The sequence below is a fragment of the Levilactobacillus tangyuanensis genome (genome assembly GCF_003946545.1).
Classification (GTDB): domain Bacteria; phylum Bacillota; class Bacilli; order Lactobacillales; family Lactobacillaceae; genus Levilactobacillus; species Levilactobacillus tangyuanensis.
The window spans coordinates 14,157-31,795 of sequence record NZ_RHOA01000002.1 but is presented as its reverse complement, the minus strand read 5'-3'; the positions used below and the strand labels follow the sequence as shown (position 1 = coordinate 31,795).

At 49.4% G+C, this 17,639-nt stretch carries 15 protein-coding genes; 12 read left to right on the top strand and 3 right to left on the bottom strand.

What is annotated here, in order from left to right; genetic code table 11:
- Nucleotides 1-190 precede the first annotated feature (190 nt).
- The 3 genes from wecB to EKM96_RS01670 are packed head-to-tail and all read left to right on the top strand — an operon-like array spanning nucleotide 191 to nucleotide 3,110.
- The gene (gene wecB / locus EKM96_RS01680) at nucleotides 191-1,324 is read left to right on the top strand and encodes a non-hydrolyzing UDP-N-acetylglucosamine 2-epimerase (protein ID WP_125638896.1); all 1,134 of its coding nucleotides are present in this window, start codon (nucleotides 191-193) and stop codon (nucleotides 1,322-1,324) included.
- Nucleotides 1,317-2,168, top strand: coding sequence for a nuclease-related domain-containing protein (locus EKM96_RS01675; protein WP_125638893.1), 852 nt, complete (start codon nucleotides 1,317-1,319; stop codon nucleotides 2,166-2,168). The genes wecB and EKM96_RS01675 overlap by 8 nt, the downstream gene beginning before the upstream one ends.
- A 21-nt stretch (nucleotides 2,169-2,189) precedes the next feature.
- On the top strand, nucleotides 2,190-3,110 hold the full coding sequence (locus EKM96_RS01670) for a YihY/virulence factor BrkB family protein (protein ID WP_225417551.1): 921 nt from the start codon (nucleotides 2,190-2,192) through the stop codon (nucleotides 3,108-3,110).
- A gap of 35 nt (nucleotides 3,111-3,145) precedes the next feature.
- On the opposite strand, the gene EKM96_RS01665 is transcribed toward EKM96_RS01670, so the two are convergent.
- Complete coding sequence (locus tag EKM96_RS01665) at nucleotides 3,146-3,595, bottom strand: flavodoxin (protein WP_125638890.1); 450 nt, start codon at nucleotides 3,593-3,595, stop codon at nucleotides 3,146-3,148.
- A gap of 228 nt (nucleotides 3,596-3,823) precedes the next feature.
- On the opposite strand from EKM96_RS01665, the gene recX reads away from it, so the two are divergent.
- From recX to EKM96_RS01630, 7 genes are all read left to right on the top strand, one after another.
- Nucleotides 3,824-4,609: a recombination regulator RecX gene (gene recX, locus EKM96_RS01660; protein WP_164510963.1), complete on the top strand. Its 786-nt coding sequence runs from the start codon at nucleotides 3,824-3,826 to the stop codon at nucleotides 4,607-4,609.
- Nucleotides 4,610-4,643: 34 nt separating this feature from the next.
- Nucleotides 4,644-5,816, top strand: a complete 1,173-nt coding sequence (locus tag EKM96_RS01655; protein WP_125638884.1) for a serine hydrolase domain-containing protein — start codon at nucleotides 4,644-4,646, stop codon at nucleotides 5,814-5,816.
- 252 nt (nucleotides 5,817-6,068) lie between these two features.
- Nucleotides 6,069-6,626: a nucleoside tri-diphosphate phosphatase gene (ntdP, locus tag EKM96_RS01650; RefSeq protein ID WP_125638881.1), complete on the top strand. Its 558-nt coding sequence runs from the start codon at nucleotides 6,069-6,071 to the stop codon at nucleotides 6,624-6,626.
- A 104-nt stretch (nucleotides 6,627-6,730) separates the two neighbouring features.
- Nucleotides 6,731-7,873 (top strand): AI-2E family transporter, encoded by a 1,143-nt coding sequence (locus tag EKM96_RS01645; protein ID WP_125638878.1) that lies wholly within the window; start codon nucleotides 6,731-6,733, stop codon nucleotides 7,871-7,873.
- Nucleotides 7,874-7,995: 122 nt separating this feature from the next.
- Nucleotides 7,996-8,412 carry a glycerol-3-phosphate cytidylyltransferase gene (gene tagD, locus EKM96_RS01640; protein WP_125638875.1) on the top strand — a complete coding sequence of 139 codons (417 nt, stop codon included), beginning with the start codon at nucleotides 7,996-7,998 and terminating at the stop codon, nucleotides 8,410-8,412.
- A 66-nt stretch (nucleotides 8,413-8,478) separates the two neighbouring features.
- Complete coding sequence (locus EKM96_RS01635) at nucleotides 8,479-9,363, top strand: hypothetical protein (RefSeq protein WP_125638872.1); 885 nt, start codon at nucleotides 8,479-8,481, stop codon at nucleotides 9,361-9,363.
- A 14-nt stretch (nucleotides 9,364-9,377) separates the two neighbouring features.
- Complete coding sequence (locus tag EKM96_RS01630; protein ID WP_125638868.1) at nucleotides 9,378-11,402, top strand: CDP-glycerol glycerophosphotransferase family protein; 2,025 nt, start codon at nucleotides 9,378-9,380, stop codon at nucleotides 11,400-11,402.
- A gap of 23 nt (nucleotides 11,403-11,425) precedes the next feature.
- Here the strand turns inward: EKM96_RS01630 and EKM96_RS01625 are convergent, their stop codons facing one another.
- Nucleotides 11,426-11,983 (bottom strand): hypothetical protein, encoded by a 558-nt coding sequence (locus EKM96_RS01625; protein WP_125638865.1) that lies wholly within the window; start codon nucleotides 11,981-11,983, stop codon nucleotides 11,426-11,428.
- Nucleotides 11,984-12,168: 185 nt separating this feature from the next.
- Between EKM96_RS01625 and EKM96_RS01620 the strand changes: the two genes are divergently transcribed.
- Together EKM96_RS01620 and EKM96_RS01615 are read left to right on the top strand one after the other, a co-directional pair.
- On the top strand, nucleotides 12,169-13,746 hold the full coding sequence (locus EKM96_RS01620) for a peptide chain release factor 3 (protein ID WP_125638862.1): 1,578 nt from the start codon (nucleotides 12,169-12,171) through the stop codon (nucleotides 13,744-13,746).
- A 177-nt stretch (nucleotides 13,747-13,923) separates the two neighbouring features.
- Nucleotides 13,924-16,053: a lectin-like domain-containing protein gene (locus EKM96_RS01615; RefSeq protein ID WP_125638859.1), complete on the top strand. Its 2,130-nt coding sequence runs from the start codon at nucleotides 13,924-13,926 to the stop codon at nucleotides 16,051-16,053.
- 120 nt (nucleotides 16,054-16,173) lie between these two features.
- On the opposite strand, the gene EKM96_RS01610 is transcribed toward EKM96_RS01615, so the two are convergent.
- A complete protein-coding gene (locus EKM96_RS01610) occupies nucleotides 16,174-17,529 on the bottom strand; it encodes an FAD-dependent oxidoreductase (protein ID WP_125638856.1) in 1,356 nt (451 codons plus the stop codon).
- Nucleotides 17,530-17,639 lie beyond the last annotated feature (110 nt).

The following is a 17,639-nucleotide window of genomic DNA, read 5'->3' as shown; positions in this document are numbered from 1 at the left end:
TTTACATTACTGTACCAGGTTCGCGAATGTTCGGGGGTTTATGGGATTTGGTTGGTAAAGGAACGGGTGGTAGCCTGAAATAAACGGTTCATAGCGGCGTGAATTTCCTAAGAATCGCCGGATATAATAACATGAGTGAATGGCATCTGCTATAATTGAGCTTAAATAATTCTCCGTTGGAGGGAACATTGTGACGAAACCAATTAAAGTAATGACGGTGTTTGGAACCCGTCCGGAGGCCATTAAGATGGCCCCAATTATCTTAGCTATGCAACAACAACCCGATAAATTCACACCGATCACGGTGGTGACGGCCCAGCATCGAGAAATGTTGGACCAGGTGCTCGACATTTTCCACATCAAACCGGACTACGATTTGAATATCATGCGGCCCAATCAAACGTTGAGTGGCATTACCACCCGCGTCCTTAACCAGCTCGATGACATTTTGACCACGGCGGCACCCGACATTGTGCTGGTTCATGGGGATACCACAACCACGTTTGCGGCGAGTGTCAGTGCCTTCTACCACCAGACCCTGTTGGGCCACGTGGAGGCCGGCTTACGGACGTGGGACAAGTACTCTCCTTATCCCGAGGAAATGAATCGCCAATTGACGGACATCCTGAGCGACCTGTATTTTGCCCCCACGGAGCTCTCACGGGAAAACCTGTTGAAGCAGGCTCATCCGGACGACCATATTTATATTACCGGGAATACGGCCATCGATGCCCTGGCCCAAACGGTGGACCCGGATTATCATCACGCGGTCCTCGACCAAGTTAAACCGGGGCATCGCCTGATCTTGTTGACCATGCATCGACGAGAGAATCAGGGGGCACCCATGCATGCCGTGTTGAAGGCCGTTCGTCGTGAGGTCGAGCAGCATCCGGACGTTGAGGTCATCTATCCCGTTCACTTAAGCCCGGCCGTTCAAAAGGTCGCGCACGCAGAGCTGGATGGCATGGACCGGATTCACCTGATTGATCCCTTGGATGTCGTTGACTTCCACAATCTTTCCGCCCGGAGTTACTTCATTATGACGGATTCTGGTGGGGTTCAAGAGGAGGCCCCATCGTTGAATAAACCGGTGCTGGTTCTGCGGGATACGACGGAACGGCCCGAAGGCGTGACTAATGGGACCCTGAAGTTAGTGGGGACTGATCCAGACAAGGTGACGACGGCAATGGAAACGCTGCTTAATGATGACCAGGCTTATCAAAAGATGGCAATGGCCAAGAACCCATACGGCGATGGCCATGCTGCCGAACGAATTTTAACGGCAATCGACAACAAAATCAATGGGGGCAATTTGAATGGCTGAGACGGCTTATGACCGGGCCGAAATTAAGACCACAGAACAGTTATCAGAAATTATGCGGGATATTCACGAAGCAGCCCGCAAGAACAATGAACGCTTTGATTATAAAATCTTGCGAAATGTGCACTTTGCCAATAAGGTCAAGAATCCCATTACGCAGGAAATGAATGACGGCGACTCATGGCGGGTGATGCAGATTGATAACCTGTTGGTGACCTCATTCGGCGTGATCAATGTGGAGAGTAAATACTGGCGAGGCATGATTTTTCACGATTTATCTGATGAAATTTTTTCGTCGAGTCTTGACGAATTTTCTGCCGTGAACTTGAAGCGTCAGTCCAAGGACACCGCGGAAACGCTCACGAAGCAACTGGATCGTTTCTTCTTGCCGAATCTATCAGAAGAAAACGAGTCCTTAACGCAGGGGTATACCATGAGCCTGGAACAAGAGGGTCGGGGGCAACGGTCGATTACACTCCATACGGGCATTAGCAATCCGGCAACTCAGGCTGAACTATCGTCTAAGCTGTTGGTGCGCTATATCAATAGCGAGTTAACCATGCACCGTAAGCTGGAGAACAAGAATGACCGGACGATTGATTTCGTTAAGCCACTGGTGTATTACAACTACTATGACCGCTACGACCGAACCAATTCACTCGTAGTTGGGAATAAGACGAAGCTGAATCCAAACGATGCTTACAACTGTACGGCGGTTGGAAACTATCACGACTTAAAAACGTTTATTGAGACGTTCCGTGAGGCCAAGCGAGTGCGGTTCAGCCGAAAAACTCTAGAAAAAATGATCGGTACGTTGAAGTTCGCAGAGGACTACGGGTCGTTTTAAGCGAAAGGGGCGCGACTGGCCTTGTATAATCGTTGGCGAAAACTCATGGGGCCGGTTAAGCACGTGCTCCAGACAATCATCAAACACTATCAAATGGCAAACGTGGGGGATTCGGCAGTTGTGCTCGCCTACTATATTCTGTTATCCCTGTTTCCGGCGTTGCTGGTACTAGCCAGCCTGTTACCGTATCTTCATATTGAAACAAGTACGGTGCTCAATAATATTGAACCCATGGTGCCGGAGAGTATTTTTGACATGCTGGCCCCGGCGGTTCACTCCTTCTTAAATAATCGAAGTAGCGGCGTCTTGTCGATCGGGGTCATTGTGGCCCTCTGGTCGTCCTCCAAGGCCGTTGCGGCGTTTCAGCGGACGGTTAACCGGGCCTATGGGGTTGCGCAGGATCAGAATGCATTGATTAATCGGGGGCTGGCCTTCTTCTGGATGGTGGCCTTAATTGTGTTGCTATTCCTGGTGATGCTGTTCTTTAGTTTCGGGCAACTGGTGCTGGAACAATTGACACCGTTACTGCGGATTCCACACGTGGTGTTGGCCTCAGTCAACGCAGTGAAATGGCCGGTGACCTTTACCATGGTCTTCTTTGTGCTGATGATCCTGTTTTATTTGGTCCCCAGTGCTAAGTTAAAGCTGCGGTTTGTCTGGCCCGGGGCATTGACGGCAACCATCGGTTGGTTGTTCCTGTCCCAAGCATTTACACTCTATATTAAATATTTTATCCACAATATCGATAGTTATAAGACCATCGGAACCTTTATCGTCCTGATGTTTTGGTTAGACTTTACCGGTCTCATTTTGATGTTTGGGGCCGTGTTGAACGCCGCGATCCAAGAGCTGGTCACGGGGAATATTGAGGAACGAACGACCCTGCAGGCGTTATTGAAACGTCATGGCAAGGAAAAAGACGATGACGATGATGAAAAGTAAAAAAAGAGGCCAGGACAGTTGTGTCCCGGCCTTTATTAACCCTGAGCGGTGTGAATTAATGCTGTGGTAAAGCTGGCGAGTCTTTGGCGGTCGGTTGCGTCCGGCGCCAGGTCAATCTTGACCGGCAGAGCACCTTGGCGCGCACCCGTAAGTTGAAAGGCTGTCTCGAAGTGATCAACGGTGGTATTGTAGTCATCACCATAGTAGGTGTCACCGGAACCTGCCACGCCGTAAACTTGCTTCGTTAGGCGAGTGGTCTGTAGGTCTTCGTAGAAGTCGAGGCCTTCATCGGGCAGGGCACCGTTATCGTAGGTATAGGCGCAGACCACACAGATGTCGACGTGCTTCAGGTCTGCGGCATCTGTTTGCGAAATCTCGGTTTCGGTGACCCGACAGCCTTGGTTGCTTAACTGTTGGGTGACGATGTCGGCGACTTGGCGATTGTTGCCGGTAATGGTGGCATAAACGACATGGGCTGTGAGCATAGCGCGCCTCCTCAATGAGTTTGAATTGCGGCCTCATTATACCAGGCGAGAGTCGTCCTGGCTAGGAATCGTTAGATGGGCACACCATGATGCCGGCGAAAAGATGATCGACTAACTAATCTATCCATTAATGAAACGTTGGGTCTGCGGAGCTGTTAGAATAAATTTTGAGAGCAGCGATTGCTGTTCTTAACGAAAGGTGTGACGGTAACATTGGCAATTATTACCATGATTGAAGCGCAAAAACGACAGGGCCGGTTTAACATCTATGTGGATGGCCATTATGCCTTCCCCGTTAGTGAAAATGTCTTGATTGATTTCCGATTGTTCAAGGGGATGGAGATTGATAAGGCGTTAGAGGAGCAGTTGGTTTCGGCCGATGACGTCTCCAAGGCCTACAATCGCGCGCTGGACTATTTGTCCCATCAGCTCCGAACGGAAAAAGAAATTAATGATAAGCTGATCAGTCTGGACATTGAACCGTTAACCGTGGAAAAGACGATGAAACGGCTCCGAGAGTTGAATCTCGTTGATGACAGTCACTACGCCGTCAGTTACGTCCGGACCATGATGCATACGGGCGATAAGGGACCACGGGTCATTCAGCAACATCTGCGACAAAAGGGAATTGGGGAGAAGCTGATTGACGACGCGTTACAAGTCTACACAACCGAGGATCGGTTAGAGATTGGGACGGCGGTGGCCGAAAAGCTGGCTAAACGGTATCGACGCCAGGCCTTTGGCACCCAGAAACAAAAGATTCGACAGGGGTTGATCACCCGGGGGTTTGCGGTTGATGAGGCCACACAAATGTTGGCGGCCTTAGACCTCACACCGGACATCGACGAGCAACAGGTTTTGCTGGCCAAGCAGGGTGAGAAAATGTGGCATCGCTATCGGACATTGCGTGATAGTGAACGGCGTTATAAAACGAAACAGGCGTTGTATCGGAAAGGGTTTAAGCTAGATGACATCAGTCAGTGGCTCGCTGATTTAGGGGAATCGGCGGATTAGCCCTAGCCGTTAAAAGAGTAAGGGGGACTCAGAAATGAAGCCAAAGACTTGGGGGACAGTGGTTGCCTTGGCAGCTGTATTGGGAATTGGCGGGGGCCTAGCCTGGTGGTTTAACGGCCAGACACAGGCCAAACCGGCGGCGGTTAGCTCGTCGGTGGTCAAGCGTAAGGTGGTGCCTAAGAAGCCTAAACCAGTCAAGAAAAAGCCGGTGGCTAAACCAAAGCAAACGGCGGCCGCTCGGCAAATTGATGCCATCTTACGAGCCAACCGGTTTGTAGGGACGGCACTGGTCATGCATCAAAACAAGGTCATCTTTGATCAGGGTTACGGGTATGCCGACGCCACGCAACAAAAAAAGAATGGGCCTAATTCGATTTATCAATTGGCTTCCGTTCAAAAGTCCTTTACGGCCGGGATGATTATGAAACTAGCGGCGGGTCGCAAGCTGGCCTTAACCGATCCCTTATCGACCTATTATCCACAGATTGCTGGGTCCAAGCTCATTACACTGCGAGACATGTTGGATATGAAGAGTGGGTTAACGCTGTCGGCCTTTCCGGATAAGTTGGAATCGGAAAATGGGATGCTGAAGTTCGTCCTACAGAACGTGAATAGCCAACCAAAGAAAATTGGCAAATGGAACTACTCACCGGTAAACTTCATGTTGCTTGCGGGGATTATTGAACAAGTGAGTGGCCAAAGCTATCGCCAATACTTTACGGAGAATATTATTCGGCCGTGGCATTTAAACCATACCGGTTTTGTCTTCAATATGCGGCACCGTTCCAGTTATTCTCAAGGCTATCAAAATACTGATATCAATGACGTTGTGCCTAATTATAATCGGCTATATGGCGAATCTAAGGCGTCCATGTTCTATCAATTTGGGACGGGGCAGGTCTACATGTCCGTTCATGATCTATTTGTTGGCGAACGGAACATGTTATTGGGCAAGCTTTATCCGCAAGCAGATGCCGCAGTCCTGTTAAACCCGGGCACGGCATCGATGTACGGTGGCGGTGCTTACGCGTACCCTGGGTACATTCGTGTGCATGGCCTGGCTTACGGCTATGAGGCGACGGCGCTGGTGAGTCGCGATGGTCAAGATGGCGTCATCTTGCTCAGTAATTATTATCGGGCAAATCAATTGTCTCAGGTACCGGCGGAAAATATTTGGAACCTACTGGAGAGTGGCCAATTAAAATAAAGTGATGAGTGAGGCGCCCCGACGTTGTTGGGACGCCTTTTTGGGTGTTGATGGCTAACCATTCGTCCCAATCTTGCCAGTCATTAGTTGGTCGATTAGGTCATGGGAGCCGAGATCGTTAGGCAGTAACTTATGGGAACCCAAGATTTTTATGGGTGAGAGGGGATGCCGCCTATCCAAATACGGGTGAATCTGGTATAATATTGAGTGAATTTTTATAGTTACCCGTTACTTAGAAAGTAGGGTTAATACATGACGCGCGAAGCTAGAGGACCTAAGGAAGGCGACTTCATTACGATCAAAAGCTACAAGCACGACGGAAGTTTGCATCGAACTTGGCGCGACACCATGGTACTCAAAACAAGCGAAAACGCCGTCATCGGCGTCAATGACCATACCTTGGTCACAGAAGACGATGGCCGCCGGTGGGTGACTCGTGAGCCCGCAATCGTTTATTTTCACAAGCATTACTGGTTTAACATTGTTGCGATGATTCGGGACAACGGGGTGTCGTATTACTGTAACCTGGCTTCCCCGTATGTTATGGATAAAGAAGCGCTCAAATACATTGATTATGATCTCGACGTAAAGGTTTTTCCGGATGGGGAGAAGCGTCTGCTCGACGTTGATGAGTACGAGGATTTCAGTCAACGGTGGCATTATGGCGCGGAGACCGACCGGATATTGAAGGCCAATGTCTTAACGTTAGTCGATTGGATTAATCATCAAAAGGGGCCCTTTTCCCAGGCTTATGTCGACCTTTGGTATCAACGATACCAAGAGTTACTCCGCCGCTCGAATGATCAGTAAGGGTTGTCTTCCGCATCACCAGGAGCAAGTCCATTCGTGGCTGGCTCCTTTTTTAGAAAATACGTGTCTATAAAAAAACTTGTTTTGCGAAAGGAGGCAGTGCCATGAAATGGGTGGCAAATTCGCGGCTGATGTTTTGGTCATTGGAAATTTTGGTTGTGACCACGATCATCTGGGTCTGTACGAAGATTAGCTTCATGTTTTCACCGATTGGGGTCTTTCTCTCCACCATCTTTGCGCCGCTACTCTTGTCAGGGGTGCTCTTCTATCTTTTAAACCCAATCGTTCGGTTATTGGAAAAGGTTCGGTGGAAGAAGTTTCGGATCAACCGAACCGGGGCCGTCACCATCGTCTTTCTATTATTAGTCGGCGTGTTGGTTGCCGGTGGCATGTGGGTGGTTCCCCGGTTAGTTAATCAGATTACCAATTTGATTGGCAACATTCCGGACTTTGCCCATGCCAGTGAATCCGTCCTGTCCAAGGTCATTGACCGGCCGATGTTCCATAACATTGATTTTTCCAAGTATCTTACTCAGATTCAAAGTGCCTTCTCCAAGTACGCTGAGAGCTTCATGAGTGGCCTAACGAACGGTATTGGGACAATCATTGGCACTGTGACGTCCGTGACCGTTACGGTGGTTACCGTGCCCGTAATGTTGTTCTACATGTTAAAGGACGGCGAACGCTTTATGCCGGCCATCCAAAAGTGGCTGCCGGCTAAGCATGCCGATCAGACGGTAGAGTTACTCGGCAAGATGAACGCCACGATTGCCCGCTACGTTGGCGGCCAAATTCTGGAGTGTGTCTTCGTCGGGAGTTTCACGGCCATTGGCTACTTCCTAATCGGGGAAAAGTATGCGTTACTCCTCGGAGTCTTCGGGGGCCTGTGTAACCTGATCCCTTACGTCGGGCCGTACATTGGTATTTTACCGGCAATGATTGTTGCCTTTACCATGAGTACTAATATGGTCATCTACGTGGTCATCGTGGTCATTGTGGTCCAACAGATTGATGGTAACTTGGTTTATCCCAACATCATTGGTCGTTCTTTACAAATTCATCCATTAACGATCATAATCATTTTATTGGCAGCCGGGAACATTGCCGGCCTGTTGGGGATGATCCTGGCTGTGCCGTTGTATGCCGTGGTGAAGACGGTGGTACAATACCTCTATAGCATTTGGCAATTGGAACATCCGGAAAAGCCAGTGGCAGTTCCGGCAGAAAAGTTATCAAGAAAAGACTAACGTTTGTGGTTTCAAGTTGACGTGACCGCTGAATATGCTAGTATTTAACTTGTTATTGGATTTTTACGAGCACCCTTGCCCAAGTGGCCGGGAGACTAACCAGATAAAGTAGGAGATTCTACATGAAAAAAGTAATTACGTACGGAACGTTCGACCTTTTACATAAAGGACACATTCGGTTGTTAGAACGGGCCAAGGCACTCGGTGATGATTTGACCGTCTGCGTGTCATCCGATGAATTTAACGTCGAAAAGGGTAAGCGGGCTTACACCTCTTACGAAGACCGGAAGTACATTCTTGAAGCAATTAAATACGTTGATCGCGTGATTCCTGAAAAGTCTTGGGATCAGAAGATTAAGGACGTTCAAGACAATGATATCGACATCTTTGTTATGGGCGACGACTGGAAGGGTAAGTTTGATTTCCTGAAAGATTATTGTGAAGTGGTTTACTTACCACGGACTGAAGGTATCTCAACCACTAAGATTAAGCATGATCTTGGTTTGACGGAAGAAGACGACTGGAAGGAAGAAGAGTAGCGTGAGAACAATCCTTAGTCGCAGACTAGGGATTTTTTCGTAATCGGCATAGATGGAGGCAAAGCAATGCAGCAGATTATCTTTTTAGTGACGTCTTTAGATAGCATTCACAAGCCTAATTTTTCCAAACAGCTATTAAAGGCCTTGCAAGAGCAAGTCCCCGTCACGCTACTGGTGACGGTCATGGACTTTGCCGCAACCTGGACGGTTCGGGAATACCTGAACCGATTGGTGAAGAAGCATGCGGCCGTGGCCAACGTGAAATTGGTGACTCTGGCGGATTTATTCAGCCAGGAATCTGGGCTGGCGTTAACCGCTGAGGAACGGAATGCGGCGCAACTCGACCAGCTTGACGAGCGGTTGTTTGCGGACAGTGAGGAACAGGTCAAGCGTTACTTGCAAGCAGGACACCTGGTGGCCGAGCTACGGCAATTGGACAATGAGACACCCATGGTCCTTCGCCAGTATCACAGTGACCAACTCGACCAGATTGATACCTATGGATTAGATGGCAAGGTCATTGGCATCGAAAAGGTTCACGATGAGGTCGCACAAACGAGTTACCTCCTGAATGAAAAGGGAGAGGCCGTGCTGCGGTTCGTTCGACACGACCGACCAGTGGAACAGGTCTATAATTTGAGTACCACTTCGGCCATGCTAGCGACTAAGTTCGGTGATGCCAAGCAGAATGCCAGCATTGCCAATATGACGCAACGTGACCGCGATAAGGCCAATGAAGAGGCGATTGACCATACATCGATTGTTTCCACGACGGAAACCTACTTTGGCGTGTTGGTCTACGCAAACTACCGGCGCTTCAATAACCTGTACGCCTTCTATCAAGAGGTCCTGAACAAAATGATGACGCCCAAGACCTGTCTTTACGTGGATCTGGGAATCAACGCGGCCTTTTCACCGCAAATGCCGAACCAGCTGATTTTTAACTACTAAGGAGTTTTTCCATCGTGCGTGCGATTTTATCTGGATTACATCATAAAAAGAATATACAGGAGTTGGAACTGGAACTCATTGACGTTCCGGAACCCTTTGACGATTTAGCCGTCACCTTCCTGGAAAAGCAATCGCAGGCTTCTCTCACGATTCCGATTAGCAAGGCCGTTAGTGCGGACGTTGTGCGGATCAAGGTGGATGCAAACGATTTGCAGTACCAGGCAGGGAGCCAGAGCGAGTTCAGTTGGGAAATGTATCTGAACCTTCGTCAACAACATACTCGCGGGCTGATTCAGGTCGAGAGTGAATACCTGAGTGATCGGCATCAACTGACGTTGACCAGCTATTATCAAGTTAATAGCGATGCCAACGGGATGGCCGTTTTCAATATGCATACTCAGCAGGCCGACAATGAATTCACGATCAAGGCCATTAACTTGCAGGACGATCAGCTTCAGATTACTGGTCCCAGTCGGATTAACAATCAGCCGATCGAAAACCAGCGACTGGTGTTAAAGAACACCTCGGCCGACAGCACGGCAGAATGGCCCATTACTCACATGAGCCTACATGGGCTGTTTCTAGGGGTCATCCCCTTGTCTGACCTGGCCATGGATACCACGCAACAACTCTTCATTCGGTCGACCGTGAATGGTCAGGACCTTGAGCAACGAGTCGTTATGTCCCAATCTTTGGCCGGACAGGTCACGCAAACCATTACGGCTGGCCATCGGCTGGTCATGCTTGAGAAACGGTATGATAACGGTATTCGCGTCCAAGAGACGGCCGCACTAACCGTTCCCGAAAGAATTGCTGCCGTTCCTGGTAAGGTCGGTGGGGTAACCCGCATCCTGAGCACGTTGATGGATAAGGCCAACTTGGTTTACATGCGCCGGTTATTCAGGCGGGGTCATCGGCCATATGACCAACCAACGATTGTCTTTGAAAGCTTTGGTGGACGCCAGGTCAGTGATTCACCTTATGCGATTTATCTCTTATTTAAACAACTGTATCCCGGGTTTAACTTTATCTGGTCCATTGACCGCTCGCAGAAACATTTCTGTAAGGAAAATGATATTTCATATGTCATTCGGCGGACCTCTAAGTGGGTGCGGGTTCTTGGGAAGGCCAGTTTCTGGATTAGTAACGCCCGGTTCCCATCATGGGTTAAGAAGCCACAATACCTGACTTACATCCAGACTTGGCATGGGACGCCATTGAAGAAGTTGGGGCTGGACATCGAAAACGTGTCGATGCCGGGGACAACCACGGCTAAGTATCACGTGAACTTCGTGCGTGAGGCCAATCGGTGGGACGCCTTGGTTTCACCTAACGACTATTCAACACGGATCTTCCGGTCGGCCTTTGGTTATAACAACCAGATCCTGAAGGTTGGTTATCCACGGAACGACGAACTGATTAACAGTACGCCGGATGATGTGACTGCGTTGAAGCAACAGTTGGGGATTCCGTTGGATAAGAAGGTGGTCTTGTACGCCCCAACTTATCGGGATAACCAGTTTGCCGAGAAGGGGAAGTATACCTTCGAATTGCCATTCTCACTGGATGAGTTTCGGAAGCAGTATGGGGATGACACGGTGCTGGTCCTACGGATGCACTACCTGATCTCCAATGCCTTGGATATTAGTGGGTACGAAGGCGTGGTCTTCGACTTCTCCAACCACCCCAATATCTCTGACCTTTACTTGATTAGTGATATGTTGATTACGGATTACTCTTCCGTCTTCTTCGACTTCGCTTACTTGAAGCGGCCCATCCTGTTCTATCCTTATGACTATCATATGTATAAGGATGAATTACGGGGCTTCTATCTCGATTACGAGAAGGACCTGCCCGGTGAGATTGCCCAGAATGAAGATCAACTCTTATCGTTGATCGGCGACAAGCTTGCTACGCCAGACATGAGTGACAATAAGAAGTTCATGGCCTTCTATCGGCGCTTCTGTTCGATTGATGATGGGTTAAGTTCCCTGAAGATTGTCAACTACGTGATTCAACAAATTCAGAAAAATGGTTAGCAAAAAACGCCTGAGATTGTCTCTCAGGCGTTTTTATTGAAATGAAGCACTTGCCGATAGGCGTGTTTGGTTAAGCGATCCGCGTCCTTGCCGGTGACGATCTTATCGAAGTAACTTTGAAGGACGACCCGATAATCCCGATGAATGCGTTGAATATCGGGATGACGCTTGGTTTCCAACTGTTGTTGGGCATCTTGGGCCCGTTTAAGAGCCGTTTTCGTTTGATTGGTATGTTTAACCAGATAGGTCACATTCTTACTGGCCTTCTTGTCGTTTGGTGCCACCGGTTGGTTCGCGCTTCGCGAGCTAGCCAACGATTGCCGCATGTTGCTGGTTAGGCTGGTGGCTTCATAATACTGATTTTTTTTAAGCCGCACGTTGTCGTAAGTCTTAAACATCAAGACGTTGAGCAGGATCGCGATGATGGCGATTCCGGCGCCACAGATGATAATGGTCATCGGCGAACGCAGCGTCTGTTGCCGCTTGCGGGCGATAACCAAGGTGACTAGGCCACCGATAACAATCAGTGCTCCCAGTCCAAACAAACTTTCGATCAGGATGGCTTCAGAACTAGCCGACATACTTTCACCCGTTTCTAATTGATAAACTTCATTCCTCTATCATACCACGAAATAACCAATTACGGGATGGGCTTAGTAGCAACCGTGAATTGTTGGGTCAAGTGTGTTAAAATCAAAGCGCTGTGTAAAAAATAAAAAGACTTAAAATTAATTAAACCGAAAATAAATTTTTGTGAGGATAAACTATGAGTGAAAAAACTTTAGCACCAGCGGTCGACAAACGACGCACCTTTGCCATCATTTCTCACCCCGATGCTGGGAAGACGACCATCACGGAACAATTATTGTTGTTTGGTGGTGTGGTTCGTGAGGCCGGGACCGTGAAGGCTCGTAAGAGTGGCAACTTCGCCAAGTCCGACTGGATGGAAATTGAACAAAAGCGGGGGATCTCCGTTACCAGTTCCGTGATGCAATTCAACTATCAAGGTAAGCGAATTAACATCCTGGATACCCCAGGACACGAAGACTTCTCCGAAGATACGTACCGGACGTTGATGGCGGTGGACTCTGCGGTCATGGTTATTGACTCCGCCAAGGGGATTGAACCCCAAACCAAGAAGCTGTTCCAAATCTGTAAGATGCGGGGCATTCCGATCTTTACGTTCATGAACAAATTGGACCGTGATGGTCGTGATCCCATGGACCTGATTGCCGAATTGGAAGACGTTTTGGGCATCGAGGGTTATCCCATGAACTGGCCCATTGGGATGGGTAAGGAATTGAAGGGCCTGTACGACCGGCATCATCATCGCGTTGCCCTGTACCGGGCCGATGCCGATGGCGAACAATACCTTCCTTTGGACGAGGCGGGTGATCTCGCCGAACCCAACGACTTGGAAAACGACGGCTGGTACCAAGATGCCCGTGATAATATGGAATTGATTGAAGAGGCCGGTAACGACTTTGACGAGGCCAAGATTGCTAGTGGGGACCAGACGCCCGTGTTCTTCGGGTCAGCCTTGGCGAACTTTGGGGTCAAGACATTCCTAGAAACCTATCTCCAGTACGCGCCTAAGCCAGCCGAACACACGACCGAGGCTGGAGATACAGTGAAGCCGACCGATCCAGAATTCTCAGGTTTTGTGTTTAAGATTCAAGCGAACATGAACCCTAATCACCGGGACCGGATTGCCTTCGTGCGGATCTGTTCCGGGGAATTCGATCGCGGCATGGATGTTATGCAGGAACGGACGGGGAAGAAACTCCGTTTGTCCAACGTGACGGAGTTCATGGCTGATACCCGGGAAAATGTGGAAACGGCGGTCGCCGGGGACATTATTGGGCTATATGATACCGGTAACTTCCAGATTGGCGATGCCATCTACACCGGCAAGCAGTCGATCAAGTTTGAAAAGTTACCACAATTCACGCCAGAACTCTTTGTGCGGGTCACGGCGAAGAACGTGATGAAGCAAAAGTCCTTCCACAAAGGGATTAATCAACTGGTTCAAGAGGGGGCTGTTCAGCTGTACACCTCGTATTCGACTGGCGATTACATCCTGGGTGCGGTTGGTCAACTGCAGTTTGAGGTCTTCCAGTTCCGGATGCAGAATGAATACAATTCGGAAGTGATTATGGAACCAATGGGTAAGAAGACGGCTCGGTGGATTAATCCCGACCAGCTCGACGAACGGATGTCGTCGTCCCGAAATCTGTTGGTTAAGGATAACCAGGGGGAACCACTCTTCTTATTCGAAAATCAATTTGCAGAACGCTGGTTCAAGGACAAGTATCCTGATGTTGAACTAACGTCTAAATTATAATAGTGTAGCCGTCCCCATAAGGGGCGGCTTTTTTTGTAGTCAAAATTCAAAGAATTAACGTCAAAAAATGATGTTTTATCAATTGATAGTTTAATATATGCTACTATGCCTGTAGGAGAAAGATGACGACTTGATTAAGTCCCACAACATTTTATGGGACGGAGAGGGGTGGTTGTGATGAAACTGAAGGTATGGTTGGGCATTCTAGTGAGCTTAGGGGTAATGGGCGCAGGAGGCACTGTGGCCAGGGCCGATGCTGACTACGACCAGGCACTGAAGACCGCCCCTCAAGGGATTGCCCTCGAGAATGTTTTTACACCGGGAACCGCAGGTAACAACCAGGCCCAAGTGGTCGACGTGACCAATCCCAACGTCAAGGGGACGCAGGCCGCGCGGGTGAACAATGGGAAGAAGCAATTCGGGGCCCTATGGTCTACTAATGAAAACGTTTTCGACTTAACCCAGGATCACTCGGCCTCGATGTGGATGTATTTTGGGAATACCGGGAAAAAGGCCGCCGACGGCATGGCACTGGTTTTCCAAAATGACGAGAATGGCCTGGCGGCCTCGCCAAAGTTCGGCAAGACCATCTCCGGTGAAACCTTGGGGGTTTGGGGCGTCGACAACAACCGTAAGAACACTGACCCGGGGACCATTGCCTCATTGGCCATTCAAAATAGCTGGGCACTGGAGTTTGATACGCATTTAAACAACTCGACCAGTTATGGTAATTCTGGCGATGCGGACTCTTTTGACGTTTCGATTAAGGGGCCACACATTGCCAGCAATTATCCAGGAGCACCGGAAACCTATGAGATGGTCCGAACAGTCACCTACATTCCTATTTATGGGGTTGGTTACTATGCGACGCAGGCCCACGAAGGGGTTATCAGTGGGGACTACACGATGCTAGCCAACGGGGCGTGGCATCATTTAAGCTTGAACTGGTCGGCTAAGGCCCAGGAGATGACGTACACCTTTGATGACAAGGACCCGAATACTGGCGAGGAAAAGACGGGAACAACCCAAACGGTGCCTTTAGATCTCGCCAAGATTGACCCTAAGGGAACCAACAAGGTTCGCTGGGGGTTCACGGGGGCCACTGGTGAGAGTTATGAAAATAACTTAGTGCTCTTTGAAGAGGTTCCCGGATTGGTCGACGCGACGGCTAAGACCAAGGTCACTGATACGACGACGGGCAAGACCGTCGGCGACGGGGAATCCCTGATGGGAACCCATCAAGTGCAAGTCGACTATCAACTGGATTATCTCAAGGGAAAGCAGACGTGGAAGGACGTTGATGCTCAGATTCAACTACCCGATCATATCGACTACAAGTCGGCCAAGATTACGTATAGCGATGGGACCACTGCCGATGTTAGCCTGGATGATCTCAGTGATAACAAGGTGCATTACACGCTAACGGAGGCCCTCTCGGACACCAACAAGTCCGCCGTGATTTCCTTCACCGGGAAGGCGGAGGATGTTAAGGGCGCCACGCCGATCGATTCTAGTGTCAGCACGTTTGCTGCCGTGAACGGGGTTGTCACCACCTCAACACCTTCGCTGGTCTTAAATCCAACGTTAGAATTGTATGCTCTCTCACTATCCGGTTCAGGTACAGCGGTCGAAGCGGGTAAGGATGTTAGCATGCGGGGGCTAGTGGTGATTCCGGAAGGATTGGGTCTGGGAAACTCTGACATGACCGTCAAGCCTAAGATTAATGGCGAGGATCTGCCGAGCTTCCAAATTCCTGAAGGCGAGGGCGATGACAGTGGGATTTTTACGGTAACGGTTCCTGCTGCCAAGCTAAAATCGGGGCGCAATCAGCTGACCTTTGTGGTTGGAGACCCGTTTGGCAACGTTTCGAACGAAGTGACTTATACCATCGATGTTAACCGGCAATTGTTATTGCAGACTGGCGATGGCACGGGTGCCTTTGCCGACACCACCCTGACCGGTACGAAGCAGAAGGTTCGTCGCCTAAAGGGGTGGCAGGTTGAGGTGTTGGACACTCGTGAGGCTGGTGCCAAGTGGAGTCTACAGGTGACCGGGACGGATTTCAAACGGTCCGATGGGGCTAAGTTAGCCGGAAACCTGTTCTACTTTGATGGTGGCGACCAGACCCCCATAACGGACGTTGCCACGACCGTTGGGACCGGGACGGCCACGGATGGTGATGATTTAACCGATGTTGCCGGCAACTGGGACGATGACCAGGGGTTGATGCTGGAACTCAATAGCGCAGCCGTTCACGGCGACTATGAAGCCAAATTAACGTGGACTTTAAACGATGTGCCATCCTAGACTAGGGCATGTACGATAAAAAACATTAGGCCTCGGAGCTGGGCAAGTGACTAGGGCTTGTTAGTCTGAGACACAAAAAAACCGACCAATTGGTCGGTTTTTTTGTGTTGGTCAAGATGCTTAGTCGACAGCGTCGAGTTTAGCCACCTTGGCTTGGGCAGCTTGGGCCACAATATTTAAGTAATTGAATGGTCGGTCGAAGTTAGGTTGGAAGAGCATGTCAACCATGGCCAGGTCATCAATTGTGTTTTCGTTTTGAATGCAGACGGAGAGGGTGTTGGCTGATTGAGAAACATCGTATTCACTCATCAGGGCACCACCTAAGATCCGGTGAGTACTTGGGTCAAAGACCAAAGACATCAGGACAGGCGTTGTCGAAGGCATGAATTCAGGCCGGTAATTGTCCTTAACAATCACTTGATCAGCCTTAATTCCTTGGTCCTCAGCAGCGGCTAAGGTTAGTCCAGTCGAAACAATGGTCTTGCCGTAGAGTGCCAAGCCAGAGGTTGATTGCGTTCCCATGTACTTTACCGTTGGGTTAACCAAGTTTTGACCAACGAGGATCCCTTGGCGAACGGCGTTGGTTGCCAGTGGAATATAGGCATTCTTGTGAGTTGGGTTGTAATGAACGGCGGCACTGTCACCGGCGGCAAAAATGTCGGTATTGGATGACCGCATGTAATCATCCGTAATGATGGCGCCATTAGGAGCCATGTCAACCTTACCCTTTAAGAGGTCGGTGTTTGGCCGGAATCCGATGCACAGGATGGCCAGGTCAGTATCGTAGCTGCCCTTGTCGGTGGTGATCTTTAACCGATTGCCGGCATCATCGAAACTTTTAACGGTTTCACCCAGGGCCAACTGAACGTTATTGTCCCGGTAGTCTTGTTCGATGGCATCCGTGAATTCCTTGTCAAAGTATTTTGGCATCACCCGATCCATGGCATCAATCAAGGTCACGTCATGACCGGTCGTGGAGTAGGCTTCTGCCAATTCAGCACCAATGTATCCAGCACCAATAACGGTGATGTGCTTAGCGGACTTGGCGTCTTCGATCAAGGCCTGAGCGTGGGCCCAGTTCTTGCAAAGCTTAACCTTAGCGTTGTCGATCCCAGGAATCTTAGGAACAATTGGCCATGAGCCGGAGGTCATGACCAACTTGTCATAAGTATCGGTCGTCTTTTCGTGGCTGTTTAAGTCTTCCACCGTGACCGTCTTAGCATCTGGGTCGATGTCTAGGACGTTGTGGTTCATTTGAACATTGGCCCCTAAGCCCTTAAGTTCTTCTGGGCTTGAATAGAATAAGCCTTGAGGGTCTGCGACCTTGCCGCCAAGATACAGGGCAATACCACAGGATAAGAATGAAATGACATCGTTACGTTCGTAGACGGTGACTTCAGCGTCTGGGTGTTCTGCCAGGATTTGCTTGATGGCAAAGGTTCCTGCATGCGTACAACCTACAACTGTGACTTTCATAATATGTTGCCTCCCAAAACAAGATTTTGACTTTGAAGCTTCTTTCACAAGATGATCCAAATGAAAGCCATTTCAATTGAATACAACTCTATTTTAAGCAATTCGGGATT